Origin of the sequence: Geomicrobium sp. JCM 19055, assembly GCF_000698185.1 — a bacterium.
GTDB classification, from domain to species: domain Bacteria; phylum Bacillota; class Bacilli; order Bacillales; family Marinococcaceae; genus Geomicrobium_A; species Geomicrobium_A sediminis.
This window is the reverse complement of sequence record NZ_BAXL01000007.1, coordinates 14,665-36,749: the sequence shown is the minus strand read 5'-3', so window position 1 is coordinate 36,749 and position 22,085 is coordinate 14,665. Positions and strand designations below refer to the sequence as shown.

Sequence of the window (22,085 nt, the reverse complement as noted above, 5' to 3'; positions counted from 1 at the left end):
GCTAAATACACGACGTAAATGAAACCGATAACCGCTTGAGATAAAGAAAACGGTGGCTCCATTAACAAGTAAGCGAAATAATTAAAGAGAACGATAAAAGAGCCCATAAGGATAAACCTAGTGAAATGACTGCCATTAACTGTGGCTGTTTCAAGACAGATCCATATCGCCGTAACGCTTGATTAATTGAAGATTTCTTAGGGGTGTAATGCTTTGAGTTCGGCAGCATAAACACGAACAACACACTCATTACAATGGACAACCCTCCAAGCACTGAAAGCGCCACTTGCCAATTCCAAATGTCTGTCAAAACCCCTGTAATGAGCCGGCCGCTCATTCCCCCAATGCTTGAACCTGCAATGTAGAGCCCCATTACTTTTCCGAGGCTGTTTTGATCAAATTCTTCTACAACATAGGTCATAGCAATTGCAGGGACACCTGCCACAGCTATGCCGAGGAACGTGCGAATTGATAATAGCGTTCCAAAATTCGGACTAAACGCTGTGAGAAGTCCCATAACAGCCGTTAAAATCATCGATAAAACCATTACATTTTTCCGACCGAACCGGTCCGATAACGGTGCTGCCACGAGTAACAAAATCGCAAGCATACCTGTTGTAACTGAAATGGTTAAACTCGCTGATTGAGCGGTAACACCAAATTCATCAGAAAAAATGGGAAGCAAAGGTTGAGTCGCGTAAATCGTTGCAAACGTTACAAACCCAGCAAAAAATAACGCGATCGCCGCAGAGTAGTATGTTTTCGTCCCACTTTGAATATAAGTCACACTAACGCCTTCTTTCTATTCTCTTAAGTCTAATACGCGAACTTGGAATCGTCCACAACCTCACGTTTGAGAATGTCCAGATAATGGTATAGACAGCTAAAAAGGCGTGACGTGATGATTACAATGTTCCGTACAATTTATTCTATGATCTTATTCGCAGCAGGTGTTTTACACTTTACTCATGAGAAACTGTTTCGAAGCATTGTTCCGAAGTTCCTACCGTTCAGACGACTAATTGTCCTCGTAAGCGGCGTAATGGAACTCGCTTTCTCCGTTCTTCTTTGGGTCCAAAAGGGTCAGAAACTCACTGGTAAACTTCTCGCACTGTTTATGATTATCGTCTTTCCAGCTAACATCTATATGGCAGCCAAGAATCGTACATACATTAATGGAAAGAAAATTCACCCCGTATTTCTCTGGCTACGTCTTCCATTACAAATCCCCCTCATCTTAGGCGCACTTTATGTAACCGGACATTCGAAAGAAGACGATGTGAAACCTAAAAACCACTGGGCTAAGCGCTCAGTGGTTTTTGTTTCGATTCGTTCAGCGGGGCGATTTTATGCTCTGACCACATAGACAAGAAATCTAATGAGATTCCCTCGTTTTGATCCGCGCTACACTTGGCTTCGCGCTACTTTGACTTCCTCGCGGTCAAAGGCACAGGGTTATATTCAAATTTTAAACGCTCAGCACTTTCTCCTGCGCGTTAAAATATTCGCTAACGATCAAAAAAACGAGGAGTACACACTCCTCGTTCATGAAAAAAATATCATCAATAACAAGTATCTCTTGATCCGTTAACGCCATCTCTGCCGCTCGGATACTCGTTTTCACTTGGTCGGTACGTTTTGCTCCAGGTATTAACACATCGACAGAGGGTATCGTTAAATACCATGCCAAAATTACGTGCGCTACGTCTTCTCCTTTTGCATCGGCAATCTCACGAACACGTTCGACTTTTGCGAGGTTTTCTTTAAACGCTTCTCCTTGAAACGATGGCTTTTTCGAACGAAAGTCAGTAAACGTACTATTCTCAGTATACTTTCCTGCGAGTAATCCCGACTCTAGTGGGAAATAAGGAATAAACGTAATGTCCTCTTTTGTTGTGTAAGCGAAAAAGTCGGATTCTGCTTGACGGTTCAGTAAATTGTATTCTGCTTGCAACACATCAACGTAACCGTCTTGATTCGCATCCTTTAGCTGTTCGGGTGAAAAGTTAGATACTCCAATTGAGCGGATCTTCCCAGCATCTTTAAGTTCTTTCAATGCCCCCACGGCTTCTGCTTTTGGTGTTGATTCATCTGGGAAATGAATGTAAAACAAATCGATATAATCCGTCTGCAATCGTTTGAGGGCATCATCGACTGATTGCTTTAAAAATTGTGGAGAGTTATCAAACTCCATCGTATCGCCAACAGCCTTGTGTGCAGCTTTCGTTGCAATTACAAGATCTTCTCGTTTGTATTCCTTAACGACTTCACCGACGAGTTCTTCCGAACGCTCAGGTCCGTAAATAAATGCCGTATCAAGCATCGTGATTCCATTGTTGATCGCAGACCGAACAACATTACGTCCTTCTTCTTCATCGAGCATGTTCGGATAAATGTTATGACCGCCAACCGCATTTGTGCCTAAACCGATCGGATGTACATGGACATCTGACTTTCCTAATTGTACGTGCTTCACCAACTGCCTCACTCCTTTCTATTGCTATTGCACAAATCTATTGCCGTTAAACCAAGTCTCGCAAATAGACTTTCTGAATTTTACCGCTCGCTGTTTTTGGTAGTTCTTCTAAAAATGTCACGTAACGAGGACATTTAAAGTGGGCCAACTTACTTCGTGCATAGTCAATCATTTCTTGCTCCGTCGCTTGATGCCCTTCCCTTAACACGAGGATGGCGTGAGGAGTTTCGCCCCACTTTTCATCAGGTTTTGCGACGATCGCTGCTTCTTTTACCGAAGGGTGGTCATAGAAAACGCTTTCAACTTCAATCGATGAAATGTTCTCTCCTCCACTGATAATGATGTCCTTTTTGCGGTCAACAACTTGAACCCGATGGCGATCGTCAACAGTCGCCATATCACCTGTATAAAGCCAGCCGTCCCGAATCGTTCGTGCTGTCTCCTCATCATTCTTCCAATACCCTTTCATCACTCCATGACCTTTGACGACGAGCTCACCGACCGTTTTTCCGTCAGTTGGCACGCTTTTCCCTTCGTCATTAATGACCCGCACTTTAGAGCCAATCATTTCAAACCCTTGTTTCGCTTTTGCCTCGTAATAACGATCTCCGACTAAATCATCGTCTTCTGAAGACAGATAACTAATGAGAGACAAAGGCGAACTCTCGGTCATGCCATACACTTGAATAAACGTAAACCCAATCTCTTCTTCTAACGTCTTCACAAATGCTTGAGGCGGTGCAGCACCCGCAATAACGACTCGCACATCTTGCGTAATGTTGCACTTCTTTGCTTTGTACTGATCGATTAAACTGCCAAGTACTGTTGGTGCCATGTGCATTACTGATACGTCATATCGGTCCATTCGCTCTAGAATTTCTGACGGATCGGTTTTCTTTTGCATCACTTGGGTCGCACCATTCGCTGTGTAGTAAAACGGAGAACCCCAGCCGTTGACGTGGAACATCGGTAGTACGTGAAGCAGCGTATCTTGGTCGCTGACTTGAAGGTGATGCATCGTACTCAGCGCATGTAAGTAATTGCTTCGATGCGTGAGCATAACACCCTTTGGCTTCCCTGTCGTCCCGCTCGTATAAAGAATGGAGCACAAATCATTTTCACTTAAATCTGCTCGTGAATAAGGAACACTCTCTTGTGACTGTAACCAAGAATCATACGCAAAGTATGAGCCTGATGAGCGCTCTGCTCCGTGTACAACTACAGACTGCACCGTTTCAAGTTTCGGTAAGATTGGTGCAATTAAGTCATACAATTCATGATCAACAAACAGCGCTTTGCTTTCACTATGATTAAGAATGTACAAATAATCATCTGACTTTAAACGTGTATTTAATGAAACCATAATTGCACCTACTTGAAACACTCCGTAAAACCCTTCGAACATTTCAAGCGTATTCGGTGCTAAATAGGCAACCCGATCACCCTTTTGAATTCCGAGTGCAGAGAGCCCGTGAGACAGTTGATTCACTCGATCATTAATTTCTGTATACGTATAGGCTCGATCGTTTTGATCAATAATTGCCTTCTTTTCACCATATACTCGTACCGCACGATCCAAAAAATCGGTTAAAATCATCTCTGTCACAGTCACCCACTCCTTATATGTCTGAATAATAAGAATTGTAGTTGCATCGTACACTAACTCTAATTTCAATTGCAACTGATTGCTTGCACACTATAAAAGAAACAGAATACCACCTAGTATTCTGCTTCTTCTTTGAAATAAGCTTTCACATAGTCAATCCAAGCTGCAGTAGCAGGGGATTGGTAGCCGTTCTTCCGTGAGATTAGCGCAAGGTTCCAGTGAATTAACGGATGATCGACTTCAATAGCATGAATCCCTGCTTGATTCGAGTCTTCGACAATCGTCTCGGGTAAGAAGCTAACACCTAGATTCTCTTTCACCATCTTTAAAAGAAAGTCCCATTGCGTACTCTCATGAATCACATTCGGCTCAAACCCTGAATCAATTGATGCTTCTCGAACTCGGTCATACAACGAGAAACCTCGCTTAAATAAAAGAAATTGCTCTCCCTTCAGTTCAGACATCATAACCTTCTTCGCGTCCGCCAATGGATGCTCATTCGAAACGACCAACAGTAATTTTCTTTTGACGATTGGAATGACTTCGAGTTCTGTGTCTGAAATCGGCAGAATTCCAATGCCTACATCTAATTTCCCGTGCAAGATGGATTGTTGGACAACACGCGCGCCTTCTTCTACGATGCTCATCTTCGCATCAGGATACTGCTTTTGAAACGCTGAGATCACTTTCGGAAAGAAACTCGAACCAATGACTGGCGGTAAGCCGAACCTGAAATGTCCTTTGTGCTTTGTCCGAAGATCCACTGCCGCTTGCTTAAAGTCTTCGACTTCACGAATGACTTTTTGTGCGTATTCATACATCGCTTCCCCTTCAGCGGTGATTTGAAGTTGACGTGTTGAGCGGTCAAACAATTGCAGTTCTAGCTCTTCTTCCAACTGAGCAATCACTTTACTTAACGCCGGCTGACTAATTCCAAGCTTTTCGCTCGCTCTTGAAAAACTCACTTGTTGATAAACTTCTATAAAATAACGAAACTGTTTTATTTGCATCAATGAACGACTCATTCCTTTATGGAATACTATTATTATAATTATATATTTTACTTATGTAAGCGCTTATAGTAAAGTGAATACAAACTTAAAGAGAAAAAGGAGACTTGGCGATGACAAAAGTAGCTTCTTCTTTTACAGAAAGCATAAAGAATATTAAGGATGGCGACACGATTATTGTCGGAGGATTTGGACTTTGTGGAATTCCTGAGAATGCGATCGTTGAGCTAGCAAAACAAGGCACGAAAAACTTAACCGTCGTAAGTAACAACTGTGGCGTTGCAGACTGGGGACTTGGTCTTCTTTTGCAAAACAAGCAAATTGATAAAATGATTGCGTCATACGTTGGCGAAAATAAAGTGTTTGAAGAGCAATTTTTAAATGGCGAATTAGATGTTGAGCTAACCCCACAAGGCACACTTGCTGAACGCATTCGTGCAGGCGGTGCAGGTATTGGTGGGTTCTATACACCAGCAGGTGTCGGAACACCGATTGCCGAAGGCAAAGAGCATAAAGAAATCGATGGCAAGACGTACATCTTTGAAAAGGCAATTAAAGGGGATGCCGCACTCGTTAAAGCATGGAAAGGCGACCCTTACGGCAACCTCGTGTACCGTAAAACGTCTCGCAACTTTAACCCACTTGCAGCAGCTGCAGGAACTCATACGATTGCTGAAGTGGAAGAACTCGTTCAAATTGGCGAAATAGATCCTGATCATGTTCATACACCGAGTATCTACGTGCAAGAACTATTACTTGGCAAAAACTATGAAAAGCGAATCGAACGCCTTACGGTTCGTAAAGCCTAAAAGGAGCTGACAGTGATGAGCGACTCTAGAGAAATCATTATTAACCGTGCAGTAAAAGAAATTGAAGAAGGAATGGTCGTCAACTTGGGCATCGGAATGCCGACAATGATTGCTGACAAAATTCCAGCTGAAAAAAACATCTTCTTGCATTCTGAAAACGGCATGCTCGGCATCGGGAACTATCCCATTGAAGGGGAGGAAGATGCCGACCTAATTAATGCAGGTAAAGAGACAGTAACCGCAAAACCTGGCGCTGCTTTCTTTGACAATGCCGAGTCGTTTGCGATGATTCGTGGTGGACACGTTGATTTAACGATCCTCGGTGGTATGGAAGTCTCACAAACTGGTGATCTAGCAAACTGGATGATTCCAGGTAAGATGGTCAAAGGCATGGGCGGTGCAATGGACATCGTTCAAGGAGCGCGTAAAGTCGTTATTATTATGACGCATACGAACAAAGCTGGGGAAGCAAAAATCAAGAAGCAATGCGACTTGCCTCTTACCGGTCAAGGTGTCGTCAACCGAGTCATTACAGATATGGCCGTTTTCGACTTCACTAATGAAGGCATGGTGTTGCGTGAAGCACTTAATGGTCACAGCATTGAATCGATCAAAGAAAACACAGATGCTGACTTTACCATTGATCCAAGCTTGTCAGGAGGTCAATAATCATGAGCCAAAATGTCGTGATCGTTGAAGCGACTCGTACCGCGATCGGTGGCTTCCAAGGCAGCCTATCCTCGGTGTCAGCGATTGATCTAGGAAAAACAGTCATTGAACAATTACTGAATAAATCTGGAGTTACACCAGATCAGATTGATGAAGTGATTTTAGGAAATGTATTGCAAGCAGGTCTCGGACAAAATCCTGCAAGACTAGCCGCAATGAAAGCTGGTCTTCCTGAGTCTGTACCGAGCATGACCATTAACAAAGTGTGTGGATCTGGTTTGAAAGCTGTGCACTTAGCAACACAAGCGATTCAAAATGAAGATGCCGACATCGTAATTGCAGGCGGCATGGAGAACATGAGCCAGGCGCCATACTTAACGATGAATGCCCGTAGTGGGTTTGGAATGGGCGACCAGAAGTTCGTCGACAGCATGGTTCATGATGGTTTAACTTGCGGACTCGAAAATTACCATATGGGCATTACAGCTGAGAACATTAATGACGAATACGGCTTTACTCGCGAGCAACAAGATGAATTCGCTGCTTGGAGTCACCAAAAGGCAGAACAAGCACAAACAAATGGTCATTTCTCTGATGAAATTGCGCCTGTGTACATCCCTCAGCGTAAAGGTGATCCAATACGCTTTGAGCAAGATGAGCATATTCGTCCTGGTACGACAGCAGATAAGCTCGGCAAACTACGCCCTGCCTTCAAAAAAAGACGGCAGTGTATCTGCTGGAAACGCATCTGGCATTAACGATGCAGCGGCGGCCGTTCTCGTCATGAGCGAAACCAAAGCAGCAGAATTAGGCCTTACACCACTCGTCACAATCCGTTCCAATGCAAGTGCAGGTGTGAGTCCGAAATTGATGGGAATCGGTCCAGTACCGGCAACGAAGAAGGCCCTAGAAAAAGCCAACTTGTCCGTTTCAGATATCGACTTGTTCGAGATGAACGAAGCCTTCGCAGCTCAGTCCCTTGCCGTACAGCGTGACTTGGATTTACCGAAAGAGAAGATTAACGTAAACGGGGGCGCCATTAGCTCGGCCATCCAATTGGCGCGAGCGGTGCTCGGGTACTCGTCACACTCATTCATGAAATGAAACGACGAGACGTAAAAACTGGCATTGCTTCCCTTTGTATCGGTGGCGGTCAAGGCGTCGCAACAATTATTGAGCGTCCATAAAATGAACGAGGCAACGTGAATCCACGTTGCCTCGTCTTTTTGGTTACTCTGGAAACTCAACCATAATCCGCTGACTCTTCCCTTCGTGCAACCGATCAAATCCTTCATTGATTTCTTCAAGCGTAATTCGTTCTCCGATTAGTTGATCAATCGGCAATTTCCCTTGTTTAAACAACGAGATGTAGCGTGGCACATCTCTCATAGGCACGCAACTACCTAAGTAAGATCCTTTGATTGTCCGTTCTTCTGCAGTGAGGCCGACTTGCGGAAATGAGAACTCTTCTTTCGGATCTGGCAAGCCACTCGTCACTGTCATTCCACCTCGACGAGTAATCGTATACGCCGTTTTCATAGCCGGCACAACCCCGGCCGTTTCAAATGCATAGTGTACCCCACCGTTCGTGTACTCCCGAATGCGCTCAACCACACCTTCCTCAGTTGTATTAAATACAGCTGTTGCTCCGAGCTCCTTTGCATGTTCCAACTTCGCATCATTTACATCCACAGCGATAATTTCTTTCGCTCCAGCAAGCTGCGCCCCGAGTAAGGCATTCATCCCAATACCACCGAGCCCCACAACAGCTACATCTGTTCCAGGTTTCACTTCTGCCGTATTAATAACAGCACCTAACCCTGTAATGACCGCGCATCCAAACAAAGCTGCGTGATGAAACGGAACGTCCCGGTCGATTTTCACCGCTGATTTTGTTGAGATGATGCTATACTCAGAAAAACCTGAGATTCCGATATGGGTGTACACATCACTTCCATCTGCATGTTCAATCCGTAAGCCACCTGATAACATTGTTCCAGCATTGTTCGCCTCTGCTCCTGGTTCACAAAGGGCTGGCCTTCCTTCTTTACACGGTAAGCATTGACCGCAGTTTGGAATAAAACTAGTCACGATATGGTCACCCACTTCAAAGTCCGTCACGTGATCACCAATTGCTTTGACAACGCCAGACACTTCGTGCCCTAGAACCATTGGTGTTTGCCGTGGACGATTACCATTTATCACCGATAAATCAGAGTGACAAAGTCCGACCGCGCGTACTTTTATAAGCAGCTCATCGCTTTCAGGGTCTCGTAAGTTCACTTCTTCAATCTTTAATGGCTTTGACTTGGCGTAAGGCATTGATAAACCACTCTCATACAGTACCGCCGCTTTTGTTTTGATCATGTTCATCATCCTTTAAAGTGATCTAATCTTATAATTTAAATTTTCCAACAATATGTTCATTGTATAACAATATTCCGACAATAGATAGATTTATACGACATGTAGTCAAAGGGAGCTCTACTTTATTACTATATGTTAAATTCAGATAATGTCGAATTTAATTTTAATTTGCATAATAAGTGCAAAAAAATGATGTTTTTTTCCAATATTTTGTATTATACTCTTTTTTAAGAAACACAAAGTCAAGAAAGGATGACCCTAAGTTGACAATAGAGAATACGCTCATCTCGAAGATCGGAAGTTGGTTACGAGCGCTTTCCATGTACAACCTCGATGACGCTCAGCGCTATCAAAAAGAAATTAGTGAAATGATTCATCACATCCATGTATCAAAGCAAGCAGCTACTTATTATGACTTGGTACATTTCAAACACCAATTTGTTGCAGGACAGATGATGCATCAACCGATAGCCCAACATTCCATGAAATTGAAGGAAGCAACATTTGAGACGAACAACATCTTGAACTACTTGTATAACTTCAATGAAGGTATGATTGCGACGAGTATGGAGAATTACCTTTGTGCACTGAAGCATTTCAAAGAAGCAGAGAAACACATTATTCATGTGAACAATTATGAGCAAGCTGAGTTCTACATTCGAATTGCGAACGTGTTTTATCGTCTAGACCAGAACATCACCGCACTCTCCTACATTAATCAAGCGTACGATATTGTCAAAGGTTCAAAGGATCATATGCGACTCCAAATGAACTGCCTGATTATGAAAGCAGGGATTTACTCGGAGCTAGGCTACTATGAGAAATCGAACACGTACACAAGCTACGCTCAGCAACTTGCGAACAAGGAACCTTATCATCGATCTCTTGTCCATTATGCCAAAGCGAATAACGAATACCGGCACGGACACTTTGAGAAGGCATTAAAGTCTTACACGCGAGCCCATTCAGATAGCCACCAGAAGAAAACGATGATACGAATTAAATCCAAGTATCATATTGCTAACACCCACTTTAAGCTCGGCATGAATGACCGCGGTCACGAACTGTTAGACGAAGTGGAGTCAAGTATTGCTAAAGAAGCGCTTCAGTTAAATGAATACAGTGCGAAATGCTTGATCAGTCGTGGTCTCCACGCTCAAATAAAGGTTGATCTATCTCTCATTGATCAAGGACTAGCGATTCTGCAAGAGAACAATCTCCACGGAGAATTTTCAGAAGTATGCAACGATTTATCAAAGCATTTTAGAGATCGTGAAGATTTCGAGAACGCCTACCGCTATTTGCATCTATCAAATGAAGCAAGCGGTGGTAAACACGTTATTGGAGGTGATTAAGGTTATGAAAAGTTGGATGCTAGTAGCAGCAATCGCACTTACTGTATTAGTCGTTGGCGATGCAAGTGGCTCAGAACTCATCGGTACACAAACCAAAAATGAAATCTTGTAAAACTAGGGGCTGCCGTGCAGGGCAGCCTTTTGTTTTTCCTTATGTGTTACATCTTAATCGGTATGCTCTTCTCGCAATTGTCTAATCACATCTTGAATACGGTCCCTCGATTCCACAACCTCTGCTCGTTTATCAGACATCGTTTCATCGCTCACTTCTTGAATGAGATTTGCTCGTTCTCTAATTAATTGCCTTAATTCATTAATCTCATCTGGCTCCAATTCATTGTTTTCAATGACAACTTCAACGGCTTCGGTCATTCGTGAGTTCTCTTGGTTTCTTAAGGCGGAGACATCATTTCGTAATTCTCGAAGCTCATTTTCGATGTCTAATTGATCTTCACTCGTTGCAATCAATCCATCTCTTGCCCACCAAATCCAAGCAAATTGACTAATCTGATCGAGCCAAGTACCGGTCACTTCTTCATCTAACTCTTGTGCTGTATACACAGAAGAATAGTTACCACCGCTTACCTCTGCAACTTCTTGAAGCTGCTCGTGCTCATCATCAGCAATATCAAACCCTAGAATATTAACTTCAAAGTCAATCCCTGCTTCTGGAATCGTTTCTGCGACCGCAACTGGATCACCACCACACGTTTCGATGCCATCGCTAATCACATAGATGAAGTTGATTGAGTTTTCATCTGCTTCCTCAATCAAGTCTTCTTTGGCTTGCTCCATTGCATCAGCAAGTGGTGTCCATCCTGTCGGTTCAATTGGATCTACCGCTTCAACGAATTCACGATCATTGATTGGTGATAATGGATAGACATTTTCGATGGCTTCACATGACTCCGTCTTTCCATCGTTTGTGTTGTCACCTTCATGACCATACGCTTGCACTAAAACATTCGTTTCATCAGGAATATTTTGAACAAAAACTGCAATCGCATCTTTCGCTAGATCCATCTTCTGTCCACCGTCAACCTGACCGGCCATACTTCCACTCGCATCAAGAAGAATGGCTACGTTCACTTCTTTTTCCATCTCTTCTTCAAGCTCTTCATCTTCTAATTCAACAATTGACCTGCCATCAGGTAACGTCAGCTCCGAAAACTCAACCTCATAATCCTCAACCCGTTGCAGCACTTCTTCATGGTTAGCTCCCAATTGATAAACGATAAAGTCAAGCCACTCTTTCATCGTCCGTTCAGCGCCATCTTCTTGCACAATTGCCTCAAACTCTTGAATCGCAGTTTGCTCGGCTTGATCGTACGAGTCTCCGATCGTCTCCTCTTCAGGAAGATGTTCTGTCGTTAATTCACCCGGACCAGAAGTTAACACACCTTCTTCCGTCAAATCGACCGACGGTACATCCGTCGAGGTTGCTCCCCACCGTCTACTTCTTGAGCCTCTTCATTCTCTACGCTTTCCTCGGCTTCTTCAGTTCCTTCACTGTTATCATTACACGCCGTAAGTAACAACACGAAAAGCATCGCAACTATACTACTTCTCCACCTATAAACACGCACACTACCGAACCCCTTCCTAGCTGAAAAACAAATTGAATACGACCTATGAGACCTCACTTCTTAACTCTTCTAATTGTGCCACTTCTTCCTCAAGCTCTTCAATATCACTTTCATCCTCTTCTTCTTCAAGCTGATTCTCTAGGATTTCAATTTGTTCATCCAATGCACGCTTTTGATAGTTAGAATCTTCAACACGCTCCGCAAATGCATACGCTTCTTCAGGATCTAAAGCGAGATGTGCATAAAACGTCAGCTGAATCTCACGTTCGTTTAACGAGCGCTCTTCTTCAATTTGTTGACTATACGTGAGAAGTTCTTCACTTTCGTCAACTACATTGTGTTGCTCCATTCGTACGTATGGGTCATCGGTCTCAAGTTCTAGAATTTCTTCGCCACGCTCTTGCAAGTGGAGTTGATAAGCGACTTCAGCAACTTGATCTGGATACTCTAACAAATAATCTTCATAGCGATCACTAAGAACGGCAAGCTCAATATATAAAGAATCATCAATGGATCGATGAGGTTTGACAAGTTCAAGCAAAGAGAATGCTTCTTCATATTCTCCTTGATAATAATACTCTAACGCTTCCACATACTGATTAGCGATGTCTAATTGTTCGTTCACTTCTGCCTCGTGGTCCTCTTCAACCTCTTGAACTTGTGCTTCTTCAGTTGAACCTGCGAACCCGACTGCATAGACAATTGCACCGACTGCGATAACGGTCGTAGCGAGTAATCCTACACGCTTCCCTTGCTTTGGTTTTTTAACCGGTAGTGCTTGGTTTTCATAATACGTCGATTGCACGCTCGTAATCTCTTTACGAATCATGTCAAGAATTTGATCTAACGATGTCGCTTCTACAATCGTGGTCACGACATGCTTTTCATTCTGAGAAGCTTTCTTAATCAACTCTTCTTCTGACGCCTCATGGAAATCTTTATCTTTCACTGCAGAAAATAAATAAACAAGCTGCTTCTGTACGAACGACAATTCATTCTGATCCTGTTCAACGTCAGACTGATTAGAGAAATGAATCGTCTTAATTGACCCTAACGCTTTTGTTTCATTGTATTCTTTAGAAAATACGAGATTATGAAGGTCAAACGATGTCTCAACCTCGGTTTGTTCTGAGAAATAGTTATAGGACTCTATCAATCCTTCCGCTGCACGCAAACGTACAAGCACATCTTCTTGGCGCAATGCAACATAGGGTACATGATCTTCTAATGCCCAAGTAAAGATCATCTGATTCCCTTCATGAACCATTGATTTGACCGGAAGTGTGTATGGACGCTTTTTCTTCATATACGATAAATCGTTCATTGTCGCACTTTGGACGAACGTATCTTCAACACGCCATTGCACATACTCAGTATTCAGTGTTAATTCACCATGATTAAATGGTACCGTCTTCTTCATCGTCATCTCTCCTAGGTTCATTCGACCGGATCGTATCAGCTACCCTGTTTTAAAGGCTCGTGTGTAAAACACAAAACATAAAATAATCATGAGAATAAATGAAATGTTAATCGATTGACGTTGCACCATGTCATAAATAAATAACGGAGTGAGTAAAACCAATGCACCTAAAAATATCCAGAAAAAAATCTTCATCTTCTACACCTTCTTTACTAACAAGTTGAAGCCCGACGGTTTTTACGCCGGGCCTAGTCATATTACTGAGCAATCGCATCTGCAATGTCAGAGAACATTTGCATGATGTTGTCTCCTAGTAACGTTAATGTAGTAATAGCTACAACTGCGACCAAGGCGAGAATTAACCCGTACTCACTCATTGATTGTCCCTTTTCATCATTCCAGAAGTTTTTTAAGAACTTTAACATTTTAATTTCCTCCTATTAATTTAATTGCCAAACAAATTATTCCAACCATCTTTAATGTTATTTCCTAAGTTTTTAGCGCCATCTACTGTTGAATCCCAAGCTTTAGAAGCTTTATCACCAACCCATTTTCCTGCGTCCGCTATACCGTCTTTAGCCCAATTATAGGCTTTACCAAGTGGCTCACGATACCTAATTACTAATCCAGCACCTGTTGCAACCACTCCTACAGCTGCAGCTGCTATTCCTACAGGAGTAACACCTCCTGATAATGCCGAAACCGTAAACGCAGCTGAACCAATACCTTCTAGTACTGAACCTGTACCATCTAGATAATTCCCCTCACTAAAGTGGTTTACCGATTCCCAACCACTTAACAACGTACCGACAATACCTAGTCCAGCTCCTGTTCTGGTTAAAAAAAGTTTTCATTGCTGAACTCGCAAGTGGTGCTGCGTCGGCGTTTGAGCTGCTTGAGTTACAGTACTACTAGTAACAGTCGAGTATTTAAAAGCTCTCCAGTCCATCGCTAAATCCACTATACTTGTTCCGAAACCAATGCTATCTATTGTAGCGCTAACACCGGTATGATTTAGGTAACCAACTCCAGGTGCAGCTATAGAAAGTGCAAATGCAAGAGCGTTACCACCATAACTAGCTCCTGAAAGAGTATTTATTCGACCATTACCTAATTCTACTGACATGTCTAATAATTGATCAAAAGCACCCACACGATCTATAGCAGCACTTACAAAACTATCAAGACCGATTGAATGTTCTCCACTATCCTCAAACAGAAAATTATTAAAGGGGTGAGAATTTGTTGCAGTTACTGAACCTAGACCAGAAGAAGCAACTGTTGCTTGAAGTAAATTGCCACGATCAAACCCAAACATTTGTTGTTGCAGGTGGCTATTAACCATCGGATTTATCGTTGGATAGTAATTATTATTTAAGGTGTTATATGGCAAAATGCCATATAATCCTCCTAGACCTACTCCGATGGCATTCCCTTGACCAGGAATTCCTTCTTGTGCTGTACCAAATGTAGCGCCTAAACCTAACGTGTTTCCTTGGATTACACCAAGTGTACTTCCAAGGACTGGCGCTCCTCCTGGACCCATTCCAAGTGAACTTCCTAGACCTGGAATTCCTCCTGGACCTATACCTAATGGATTTCCGGGACCTGGAATTCCTCCTGGACCTACACCTAATGGATTTCCGGGACCTAGAATTCCTCCTGGACCTACTCCAACTTCACCGCCGGAGGCCCTCCAGAACCACCTCTTGGAGTACCATTAATATCTGACCAACTAGGCGCCCCAGGCGTTCCTCCACCTCCAACGGATGGTCCAGAACTTCCAGAGCTAGAGCTACTTCCGCTCCGAATGTTGTTTTTTTCGTCTGCACCGTCTAGACCTACACTAGGTGGGTCTATCGTTTCCTCCGCATGCACATACGAGGTTATACTTAGCGGTACCGCAGATATTAGCAGTGTAATGAGAAACGCAATAAGAACCTTATTACACTTCCTCATATAGACTGTCACCTCCTAATTAACATATTGAGTTTTCTTCACACTATTTCCAAAATGACTAATCACTAGCAAATTCAACAGCTTGTTTTTAAGGAGAATTATTACTAGACAATCGAACCACCCCCTTTTGAAACAAAAGTGTTGTGCTTATCTAGAATAGTTACTTGATAATATCCAAGTGCGATCAATCATGATGTCTAACTGCTCTTGAAACCGTTCTTTATCCGTAGGCTTATTTTCAAGAAAATGAAGAAAATCTTTTTTTGGATTGCATAGATCTACCATAAATAGCGCTTGCTTCCTGAATAATACGTGGAGATTCCTTTTCTGCACCCCTCATTTCACTAACAACCCTCCGATAAGAGTTCCTTCCAATAACTTTCCTAATACTCCGCTTATGCTTTCGGAAAATTCGATACGCCTCTTCACGTGTATATTCTCCATTGAAAAATAGAAGTCGTTCCAACTCATTGCGATGGGTTGTCCGTTCTTCTACTAAATTGATCGTGTCCAACAATTCTTCTTCCGTGATTTTATCTGTTCGTTCCATGAACCTTTTTCGATCGAGTAATTTCGCACTCACCTCTTTTAAGGGTTTTCCGATATTTTCCAATCCTTTGAAATACTTCAGATGTTGACTTATTACCTCTTGTTCTGATTCATCAAAAGGATTTGGTTGTTGATGAGAGAGCTTCGTTAAGCCTTCTATTTCCACTCTTCTATGATCTGGATCACCTTGCCTTATATCAAATTCAAATTGACTATCCGGCTCTTGAAAAAGCGTAAGTCCAAAAACTGAATAAACGCACCTACGTACTTCATCCACATTTGTTACAACGTCACCGTTGTTATAGAGCACAATTAATTTAGAATATAATGGATCCTTAGGCATTTTAGAGAATAGATGACGATATTCTCTATCTTCAATTTTGATCGGTATGGACATATCTGCACGTTCTTTATTTGATAAATAAGGTTCATAAGCTTTTAGGTAAATCCCTTCTGCTTTTGAAAACCCCGGATATTTTATACGGTTTAGCAAAATTTATCATTCCTTGTTCGTTTTAACTGATTTAGATCTTTACTTCTTTAACTAGCTGAACCTTTTACACGGTTCCTTCTGCAACTCGTGTGTTAAACCGTTCAGTCTCGTTGTTCCAAAGGGTTGAACTATTTCGTATAGTTCCTCGATAAAACCCAAGCTTGATCAAATATGACTTCTAATTGCTCTTTAAACCGCTCTTTATCCGTAGGCTTGTTCTTAAGAAAGTTAAGGAAATCTTTCTTCGTGTTTAAAGTTGTGCCATAAACCTTGTTGGTTTCTCGAATTAGTCGGGGAGATTCTCTTTCTGCACCCTTCATTTCACTAACAATTTTTCGATAGTCCCTCCTGCCAATGACTGCTCTAATACTTCTTTTATGTTTCCGAAAAACTTTAGAAACCTCTTGTCGTGTATACTCTCCATTAAAAAAATAGAAGTCTCTCCAACTCATTTCTATGCTGTGTCCTTTCTTCAGCTAGATCGATACCAAATAACAACTGTTCTTCTGTCACTTTATCTGAGCTTTCAATAAGCTTTTTATGATCAAGAATTTTTTTTGCAACGATACTTAATGGTTTACCAACTTCTTCTAAGCTTTTGAAATATTCCAGATGGTCACTAACTGCTTCTTGGTCCGACGCACTAAATTGTGTCAAAGATCCCTCTTTAAGTTTGGTTAATGCATCAATTTCTGTTTTCCGTAACGCCACATCGCCCTGTTTTATGTCTAACTTCAATTGACTTTCTGGTTCTTGATAGAGCGTAAGTCCGAAAACCGAGCTAATACTTCTCCTTACTTCATCCGCATCTGTTACAATTTCTCCATCATTATAGAGCACCATTAATTTGGTATATAAAGGATCATTCGGCATTCTAGAGAATAAATGTCGATATTCTCTATTTTCAATTTTAATCGGCAATGACATATCTGCACGTTCCCTCTTTGACAAATATGGTTTAAAAGCATTTAAGTAAATTCCTGCTGCTTTTGAAAACCCCGGAAAATTCATATGGTTTGACACACCTAATCATCCCTTGTTTGTTTTAACTAGATGGCGATTTTATCCTTACACCCTGTGCATCTTGGCAGTTTTAGACTCATAGAAAGGCTTAAATTATTTCGTATAGCTACTTGAGAGAATCCAAGCAAAATCCATAACCTTCGCTGACTGATCAACAAACATTTCAATCACTGTCAGTTTTTCATCTAGAAAGGTTAAGAAGTCTTTTTTGGTCTTCATGTTGCGTTCATATACTTGATTCGTTTCTCGGATAATCCTTGGAGTAGCATGTTCAGCTCCTCGCATTTCTTTCCCCCGTGACTAGCATATAAACACCGATGTGTCTCATCAGCATCAAAGACCACTTCTCCATTGTTATAAAGCACAATCATTTTCGTATACAAAGGTTCATACATCATTTTTGAATAGAGCAAGCGATATTCTTGATTTTGAATAATCACTGGTAAAGACATGACCGCTCGCTCTCTTTTTTCCATATAAGGTTCATATGCTTTTAAATAAATGCCTGCTGCTTTAGAAAAACCCAGGAAATTTAAGTTTTGAGACACAACTAACCATCTCCACTCACTCGCTCTTCTGAACGGTTTTGGCTTTAATCCCCTTAACTTTTAACCTTGTAGTTTCAAATTACGAGAATTACAAGTTGTTCAAAACGCATAGTCAGGTGAAAGAATCCATGCACGCTTTACAATATCTTGTGATTGTTCCTCAAATCTTTCTTTAACCGTTTTCTTCTTTTCTAAGAACGCTAAATAGTCTTTCTTCGTATGCATCTTCGTGCCTTGTATTCGGTTCGTCTCTCGTATAATTCGTGGAGAGTTGCGTTCGGCACTAGTCATTTCCTTTCGAAGGTTGCGATACATTTTTCTTCCTACTAGCGTTCTAATTGTTCTTTTGTGCTTGTTAAATAGTTTCAAAGCATGAGGGCGAATGTATTCTCCGTTTGAGAATAACAACCGTTCCATCTCATCTCGTTGCTTTGTACGCTCTTCTGCTAATTCAATCGCATGAAACAATTGCTCTTCTGTAACTTTGTCTAAGCTTTCAACCTGCTTCTTATAATCTAGGAGTTTTTGACTTACTTCACTTAAAGGCTTTCCTACAGCTTTCAAGTCTTTATGGTAGTCCAGCTGTTGTTGTAAGACTTCACGCTCTCGCTCATTAAATTGCTCTTTCTCAGTAACAAGCGTTTTGAGTGCTTCGATTTCTTCAGTCCTGAGATTCGGGTTTCCGAGTTTAACATCGAGAATAAACTGGCTCTCTGGTTCTCTGTAAAGGCTTAGTCCATGAATTGCATAGACACAACGGAGCACTTCCTCTCGATCCTCTACGACATCTCGACTGTTGTTGTATAAAACGATCATTTTCGTATACAACGAATCTGTAGGTTTCTTAGAATACAACAATCGATACTCACTGTTTTCTATGATGACTGGTAGTGACAGAACCGCTTGCTCTCGTTTAACTAAATACGGTTGATATGCGTTTAAATACAACATTCGCTTTCGAAAAGCCTGCGAAATTCAAGAACTGTGACATCCCGCATCACCCTTTCTATGCTTACCTAAGGGTACACTCTTTGAAAGCTTAATCGTCGCTCTCCTCTTCATCTCCGCCTTCAAAGTTTGAATCATCGAGACTTGCAGAGGCTGAGGCTTGAACTTCGGTCTCGTATTGATTAAACATCGCCATGAAGAATAACGGGGCGGTTGCACTTGCTTCTAAGGTGACGCGATTTCTAGAGGCATCAATCGTTAAGTTACGTATTGATGCCTCTTCCATGTTCTGTGTTAAATAGCGGGTCGCAATGGCACGGACTTCGTTATCATTTAACGAAATCTCGCCCGATTCTTCCCACAACTCTCGGTCATAGGCATCTAGCGTTGCAACGGTGGCAGCATCAACTGCACTTGATAGTTTCGTATGATGATAGATGGTCATGCCACCATCGATGAGCAGTCCCCCAAACGCAAGAACAAAAATGATAATGCCTGCTGCTAAGGGATACACGCCACCTTCTTCATCGTTTAGCCATCGCTTCATTCGTCATCTCGCCCCCATATGTGATAGCTCGACGTATGCTCGATTACGTAGGATGTTGGAATGTTTGTACCAGGTATACCTACTGGAAACCGAAATTCATAGGACACGGTCGTTTGGAACTGATCTCCGCTTACGACTGACGAGACTTGGCCTTGATTAATGTTCAACCCTTGACTTAACGTCGATTCTGCCGTTGATTGTGCAACTTGTATCATTTGTCCAGGGTTTGCCTCAAGATCGGCACTGATGGCACTGCCAGCGCGTGCACCTTGATTAGCGGCAGAAACTACAATAATTTGTGAGTACACAAAATACCCAAGTAAAAGTACACCAATCGCAATCATCAACATGATCGGCGCTACAAGGCCGAACTCTGCAAGTGATTGTCCTTCTTCCCTTCGCCAAAATCGCTTCGGCCTAGGACTTACAGTTGCGGATACATTTGCCATACCGTTAACACACTCCCTACAGTAATCCAAAGACTAAACGGAAACGCTGTGTTCATTTGATTTTTTTTGCCAAGTTATCTTTTCGACGTTGTTGATGCCGAACAATGAGTACGACAATTGATACGAGACCGCCAATGAGTACAATGATGATTGAACTATACAGAATAAAAGGAACTCCCATGATGGCACCGATTGCTGCCATTAACTTCACATCACCAGCACCGTAAGCTTTCATTAAATAAAAACAAAAGAAGATTGCAAACCCAATCACCATCCCAAGCAAACTCGTAAACAGACCATCTAATCCGTACAGCACACCGTTGTGTGTAACACCGATGACTGTAGCTGATAACGTTAACCAATTAGGAATTTTCCACGTTCTTAAATCAATAATGGTAGCGATGAGCAGTGTTGTAGCTAACAGGATGATTGAAACCATGGGCTCCTCCTCTTAATTCATTGATAAGATAAAGTCCATCACACCTAAAATGGCCGGACCAAGAAGGAAGATTGCCGTCGCTGGAAACGCTAAAAGTAAGAGTGGGAGGAACAATTTCATTGACGCTTTCTCCCCAAGCTCTTGGGCTTTCTTCTTACGCTGTTGCCACACTTCACTTGCTTGATTGCGAAGAACTCTCGTTACACCGGAAGCCCCTCGTTCAAGGTTTTGAGTGACAGCCGATACGAAACGGTTCACCTCATCAACTTGACAGCGCTCAGCCAAGCGTTCTAATGCTGTAACTTGGGAGACACCGACCGACACATCGCGAATGACCATTTGCAATTCGTCAGCAAGTACACCCTTTTTCTTATCCGCAACTTCTTTTATAGCAGGCACCAGGTTTAATCCCGCCTCACTCATAATTGCGATTGCATTGATCACATACGGTAACTCTTTCTTAATTTGATCTTTCCGTTTGCTTCCTAAAATCTTTAACCAATGTTCTGGAAGAATATAGCCCATAAGTGCGGTTACCATAGCAACTAGGAAAAGCATCGGACTGCTGCCAACAACTCCTAGAAAAAGAAAGTAACTCATCAAGCCCACTGCGGTTATCATTTTCATCGTTAAAATGTCTTCCACACGGTACTTCTCTGCTTTTCCTGCCATTTGGATTTTGGTCTCAAGTTGTTCTCTTCTTTCAATCGATAATCGAAAGTTAACGAGTGAGAGCATTCTCATCACAGCAGGTGTTGCTTTACGAATGGTAAAGCGACGTTCTTCTTCAATGAGCACTTCCTCTTCCACAGCGAGACGTTTCTTAATGCTGCTCGCTTCCACCCACTGCTTAGGTGTTAACAGTAGAACAATAAACAGAAACATCAATGCGGATATGATGATAGCCACGTCCGATCCCTCCTTTTACACATCGATGTTCGTCACCTTTCTACCGATGAAGTAATTCGCGATAAGCATAAGCACCGCGGCAAATAACATAAACGTTCCAAGTGTTTGATCGTACATCGGTTGCATATAATCTGGATTTAGCATCATCAGTATGACGACAATTCCAACGGGCATAAATGTTAGCAGTGATGCTTCCATTTTCTTTTGTGCCGTTGCGACTTTAATTTCTTGTTGAATCATAATTTTGTCTGAAATCGATTCTGCCGTGTTATCAATCACATCTGCTAGATTTCCACCCTTTGTTCTCGTCATAATAATGGCATCTACAAATTGGCAATATCTTCAATGTCGTGTTCGTTCTTAAACGTTTGTAACGCATCCTCTACAGGCGTACCTAGTTGAATATCTCCGTTGATTCCCTCCAATGCATCAAGCATCGGCTTGTCGTTTTGAAGCTGCAACTCACGAGTCATGTCCGTTTCACAACGGCGTAAAGCAACTTGGAGAGATGTACCTGCTTTCAATGAGCTTGCCAATGAAAGAATCGCATCTCTAAATTGCAACAACATGACTTTCTCTTGCTTTTGCTGATCGTGACTTGCCTTCACTTTCGGATAGAGCAGGCCTAACAGAGCAATCATCATTGCAAAGAACACGCTTCGGAACAACATCATCCCTAGCACAAACAGAATCAAACAGATCGCGGCTGCTTGGAGCATATTCATTCGACGCTTTGAAGCTTGACGCTCTTCGGTTGACTTTGTACTGTACACCGATTTCTTTCTACCTTCTAAACGCTTGAATGATTTTTCTAGTATTTTTTTTCTGTGGCACGGTCCCATAGATGAGTATTTGTGTGAGTTCAACAATTGCTTTTAACATAATCAAAAGCAGTACCACAATCGCTATATAAGTCAAAAGCA

Annotated in this window: 26 protein-coding genes and 2 pseudogenes; 5 read left to right on the top strand and 23 right to left on the bottom strand. The window is 42.1% G+C overall.

From position 1 onward, the window contains the following. Window positions 1-61 precede the first annotated feature (61 nt). Window positions 62-787, bottom strand: coding sequence for an MFS transporter (locus tag JCM19055_RS28910; RefSeq protein WP_265181927.1), 726 nt, complete (start codon window positions 785-787; stop codon window positions 62-64). Between the two features lie 114 nt (window positions 788-901). Here JCM19055_RS28910 and JCM19055_RS07575 point away from each other — a divergent pair, with 114 nt between their 5' ends. Next, the gene (locus tag JCM19055_RS07575) at window positions 902-1,366 is read left to right on the top strand and encodes a hypothetical protein (protein ID WP_193745353.1); all 465 of its coding nucleotides are present in this window, start codon (window positions 902-904) and stop codon (window positions 1,364-1,366) included. Window positions 1,367-1,549: 183 nt separating this feature from the next. Here JCM19055_RS07575 and JCM19055_RS07570 read toward each other — a convergent pair. From JCM19055_RS07570 to JCM19055_RS07560, 3 genes and pseudogenes are all read right to left on the bottom strand, one after another. Further along, window positions 1,550-2,476 (bottom strand): annotated as a pseudogene (locus JCM19055_RS07570) (aldo/keto reductase); the annotation flags it as partial. Window positions 2,477-2,522: 46 nt separating this feature from the next. Next, a complete protein-coding gene (locus JCM19055_RS07565; protein ID WP_042359399.1) occupies window positions 2,523-4,073 on the bottom strand; it encodes a long-chain-fatty-acid--CoA ligase in 1,551 nt (516 codons plus the stop codon). A gap of 122 nt (window positions 4,074-4,195) precedes the next feature. Then, the gene (locus JCM19055_RS07560; RefSeq protein ID WP_081833528.1) at window positions 4,196-5,107 is read right to left on the bottom strand and encodes a LysR family transcriptional regulator; all 912 of its coding nucleotides are present in this window, start codon (window positions 5,105-5,107) and stop codon (window positions 4,196-4,198) included. A gap of 98 nt (window positions 5,108-5,205) precedes the next feature. On the opposite strand from JCM19055_RS07560, the gene JCM19055_RS07555 reads away from it, so the two are divergent. From JCM19055_RS07555 to JCM19055_RS07545, 3 genes and pseudogenes are all read left to right on the top strand, one after another. Continuing rightward, complete coding sequence (locus JCM19055_RS07555; RefSeq protein WP_042359316.1) at window positions 5,206-5,901, top strand: CoA transferase subunit A; 696 nt, start codon at window positions 5,206-5,208, stop codon at window positions 5,899-5,901. Window positions 5,902-5,916: 15 nt separating this feature from the next. Then, window positions 5,917-6,570, top strand: a complete 654-nt coding sequence (locus JCM19055_RS07550) for a 3-oxoacid CoA-transferase subunit B (RefSeq protein WP_042359314.1) — start codon at window positions 5,917-5,919, stop codon at window positions 6,568-6,570. Window positions 6,571-6,572: 2 nt separating this feature from the next. Continuing rightward, window positions 6,573-7,757, top strand: a pseudogene (locus tag JCM19055_RS07545) (acetyl-CoA C-acetyltransferase). A gap of 43 nt (window positions 7,758-7,800) precedes the next feature. Here the strand turns inward: JCM19055_RS07545 and JCM19055_RS07540 are convergent. Further along, window positions 7,801-8,934 (bottom strand): zinc-dependent alcohol dehydrogenase family protein, encoded by a 1,134-nt coding sequence (locus tag JCM19055_RS07540; RefSeq protein ID WP_042359397.1) that lies wholly within the window; start codon window positions 8,932-8,934, stop codon window positions 7,801-7,803. A gap of 266 nt (window positions 8,935-9,200) precedes the next feature. On the opposite strand from JCM19055_RS07540, the gene JCM19055_RS07535 reads away from it, so the two are divergent. Next, on the top strand, window positions 9,201-10,292 hold the full coding sequence (locus JCM19055_RS07535) for a hypothetical protein (RefSeq protein WP_042359312.1): 1,092 nt from the start codon (window positions 9,201-9,203) through the stop codon (window positions 10,290-10,292). Between the two features lie 165 nt (window positions 10,293-10,457). Here JCM19055_RS07535 and JCM19055_RS23195 read toward each other — a convergent pair whose 3' ends face one another. From JCM19055_RS23195 to JCM19055_RS07455, 18 genes are all read right to left on the bottom strand, one after another. After that, window positions 10,458-11,705, bottom strand: coding sequence for a VWA domain-containing protein (locus JCM19055_RS23195; RefSeq protein ID WP_052366065.1), 1,248 nt, complete (start codon window positions 11,703-11,705; stop codon window positions 10,458-10,460). Then, the gene (locus JCM19055_RS27220) at window positions 11,702-11,878 is read right to left on the bottom strand and encodes a hypothetical protein (protein WP_193745352.1); all 177 of its coding nucleotides are present in this window, start codon (window positions 11,876-11,878) and stop codon (window positions 11,702-11,704) included. The genes JCM19055_RS23195 and JCM19055_RS27220 overlap by 4 nt, the downstream gene beginning before the upstream one ends. 43 nt (window positions 11,879-11,921) lie before the next feature. Next, window positions 11,922-13,298, bottom strand: a complete 1,377-nt coding sequence (locus JCM19055_RS07525) for a hypothetical protein (protein WP_042359310.1) — start codon at window positions 13,296-13,298, stop codon at window positions 11,922-11,924. Window positions 13,299-13,555: 257 nt separating this feature from the next. Next, a complete protein-coding gene (locus JCM19055_RS25275) occupies window positions 13,556-13,723 on the bottom strand; it encodes a Flp family type IVb pilin (protein WP_081833527.1) in 168 nt (55 codons plus the stop codon). A 20-nt stretch (window positions 13,724-13,743) separates the two neighbouring features. Beyond that, entirely contained in the window at window positions 13,744-14,100 is a 357-nt protein-coding gene (locus JCM19055_RS07520) for a hypothetical protein (protein WP_042359309.1), read from the bottom strand. Window positions 14,101-14,148: 48 nt separating this feature from the next. After that, window positions 14,149-14,844: a hypothetical protein gene (locus JCM19055_RS07515; protein ID WP_042359307.1), complete on the bottom strand. Its 696-nt coding sequence runs from the start codon at window positions 14,842-14,844 to the stop codon at window positions 14,149-14,151. A 122-nt stretch (window positions 14,845-14,966) separates the two neighbouring features. Then, window positions 14,967-15,257 (bottom strand): hypothetical protein, encoded by a 291-nt coding sequence (locus JCM19055_RS07510; RefSeq protein WP_042359305.1) that lies wholly within the window; start codon window positions 15,255-15,257, stop codon window positions 14,967-14,969. A 238-nt stretch (window positions 15,258-15,495) separates the two neighbouring features. Continuing rightward, complete coding sequence (locus JCM19055_RS07505) at window positions 15,496-16,299, bottom strand: hypothetical protein (protein ID WP_042359303.1); 804 nt, start codon at window positions 16,297-16,299, stop codon at window positions 15,496-15,498. A 423-nt stretch (window positions 16,300-16,722) separates the two neighbouring features. Then, window positions 16,723-17,322 carry a hypothetical protein gene (locus tag JCM19055_RS07495; RefSeq protein WP_152549802.1) on the bottom strand — a complete coding sequence of 200 codons (600 nt, stop codon included), beginning with the start codon at window positions 17,320-17,322 and terminating at the stop codon, window positions 16,723-16,725. A gap of 93 nt (window positions 17,323-17,415) precedes the next feature. Then, window positions 17,416-17,541 (bottom strand): hypothetical protein, encoded by a 126-nt coding sequence (locus tag JCM19055_RS28905; protein WP_265181926.1) that lies wholly within the window; start codon window positions 17,539-17,541, stop codon window positions 17,416-17,418. Continuing rightward, window positions 17,538-17,870, bottom strand: a complete 333-nt coding sequence (locus JCM19055_RS07490) for a hypothetical protein (protein WP_042359298.1) — start codon at window positions 17,868-17,870, stop codon at window positions 17,538-17,540. Before JCM19055_RS07490 ends, JCM19055_RS28905 begins: the two co-directional genes overlap by 4 nt. 99 nt (window positions 17,871-17,969) lie before the next feature. Continuing rightward, the gene (locus JCM19055_RS07485) at window positions 17,970-18,821 is read right to left on the bottom strand and encodes a hypothetical protein (protein ID WP_042359297.1); all 852 of its coding nucleotides are present in this window, start codon (window positions 18,819-18,821) and stop codon (window positions 17,970-17,972) included. A gap of 88 nt (window positions 18,822-18,909) precedes the next feature. Continuing rightward, entirely contained in the window at window positions 18,910-19,365 is a 456-nt protein-coding gene (locus JCM19055_RS07480; RefSeq protein ID WP_042359295.1) for a Tad domain-containing protein, read from the bottom strand. Continuing rightward, window positions 19,362-19,814, bottom strand: a complete 453-nt coding sequence (locus JCM19055_RS23190; RefSeq protein ID WP_052366064.1) for a TadE/TadG family type IV pilus assembly protein — start codon at window positions 19,812-19,814, stop codon at window positions 19,362-19,364. Before JCM19055_RS23190 ends, JCM19055_RS07480 begins: the two co-directional genes overlap by 4 nt. Before the next feature lie 52 nt (window positions 19,815-19,866). Beyond that, window positions 19,867-20,253 (bottom strand): prepilin peptidase, encoded by a 387-nt coding sequence (locus JCM19055_RS07470; protein ID WP_052366063.1) that lies wholly within the window; start codon window positions 20,251-20,253, stop codon window positions 19,867-19,869. A gap of 12 nt (window positions 20,254-20,265) precedes the next feature. Then, window positions 20,266-21,162 carry a type II secretion system F family protein gene (locus JCM19055_RS07465; protein WP_042359293.1) on the bottom strand — a complete coding sequence of 299 codons (897 nt, stop codon included), beginning with the start codon at window positions 21,160-21,162 and terminating at the stop codon, window positions 20,266-20,268. Between the two features lie 15 nt (window positions 21,163-21,177). Next, entirely contained in the window at window positions 21,178-21,474 is a 297-nt protein-coding gene (locus tag JCM19055_RS07460) for a type II secretion system F family protein (protein WP_042359290.1), read from the bottom strand. An 11-nt stretch (window positions 21,475-21,485) separates the two neighbouring features. Next, window positions 21,486-22,004, bottom strand: a complete 519-nt coding sequence (locus JCM19055_RS07455) for a type II secretion system F family protein (RefSeq protein ID WP_265181925.1) — start codon at window positions 22,002-22,004, stop codon at window positions 21,486-21,488. Between the last annotated feature and the right edge of the window lie 81 nt (window positions 22,005-22,085).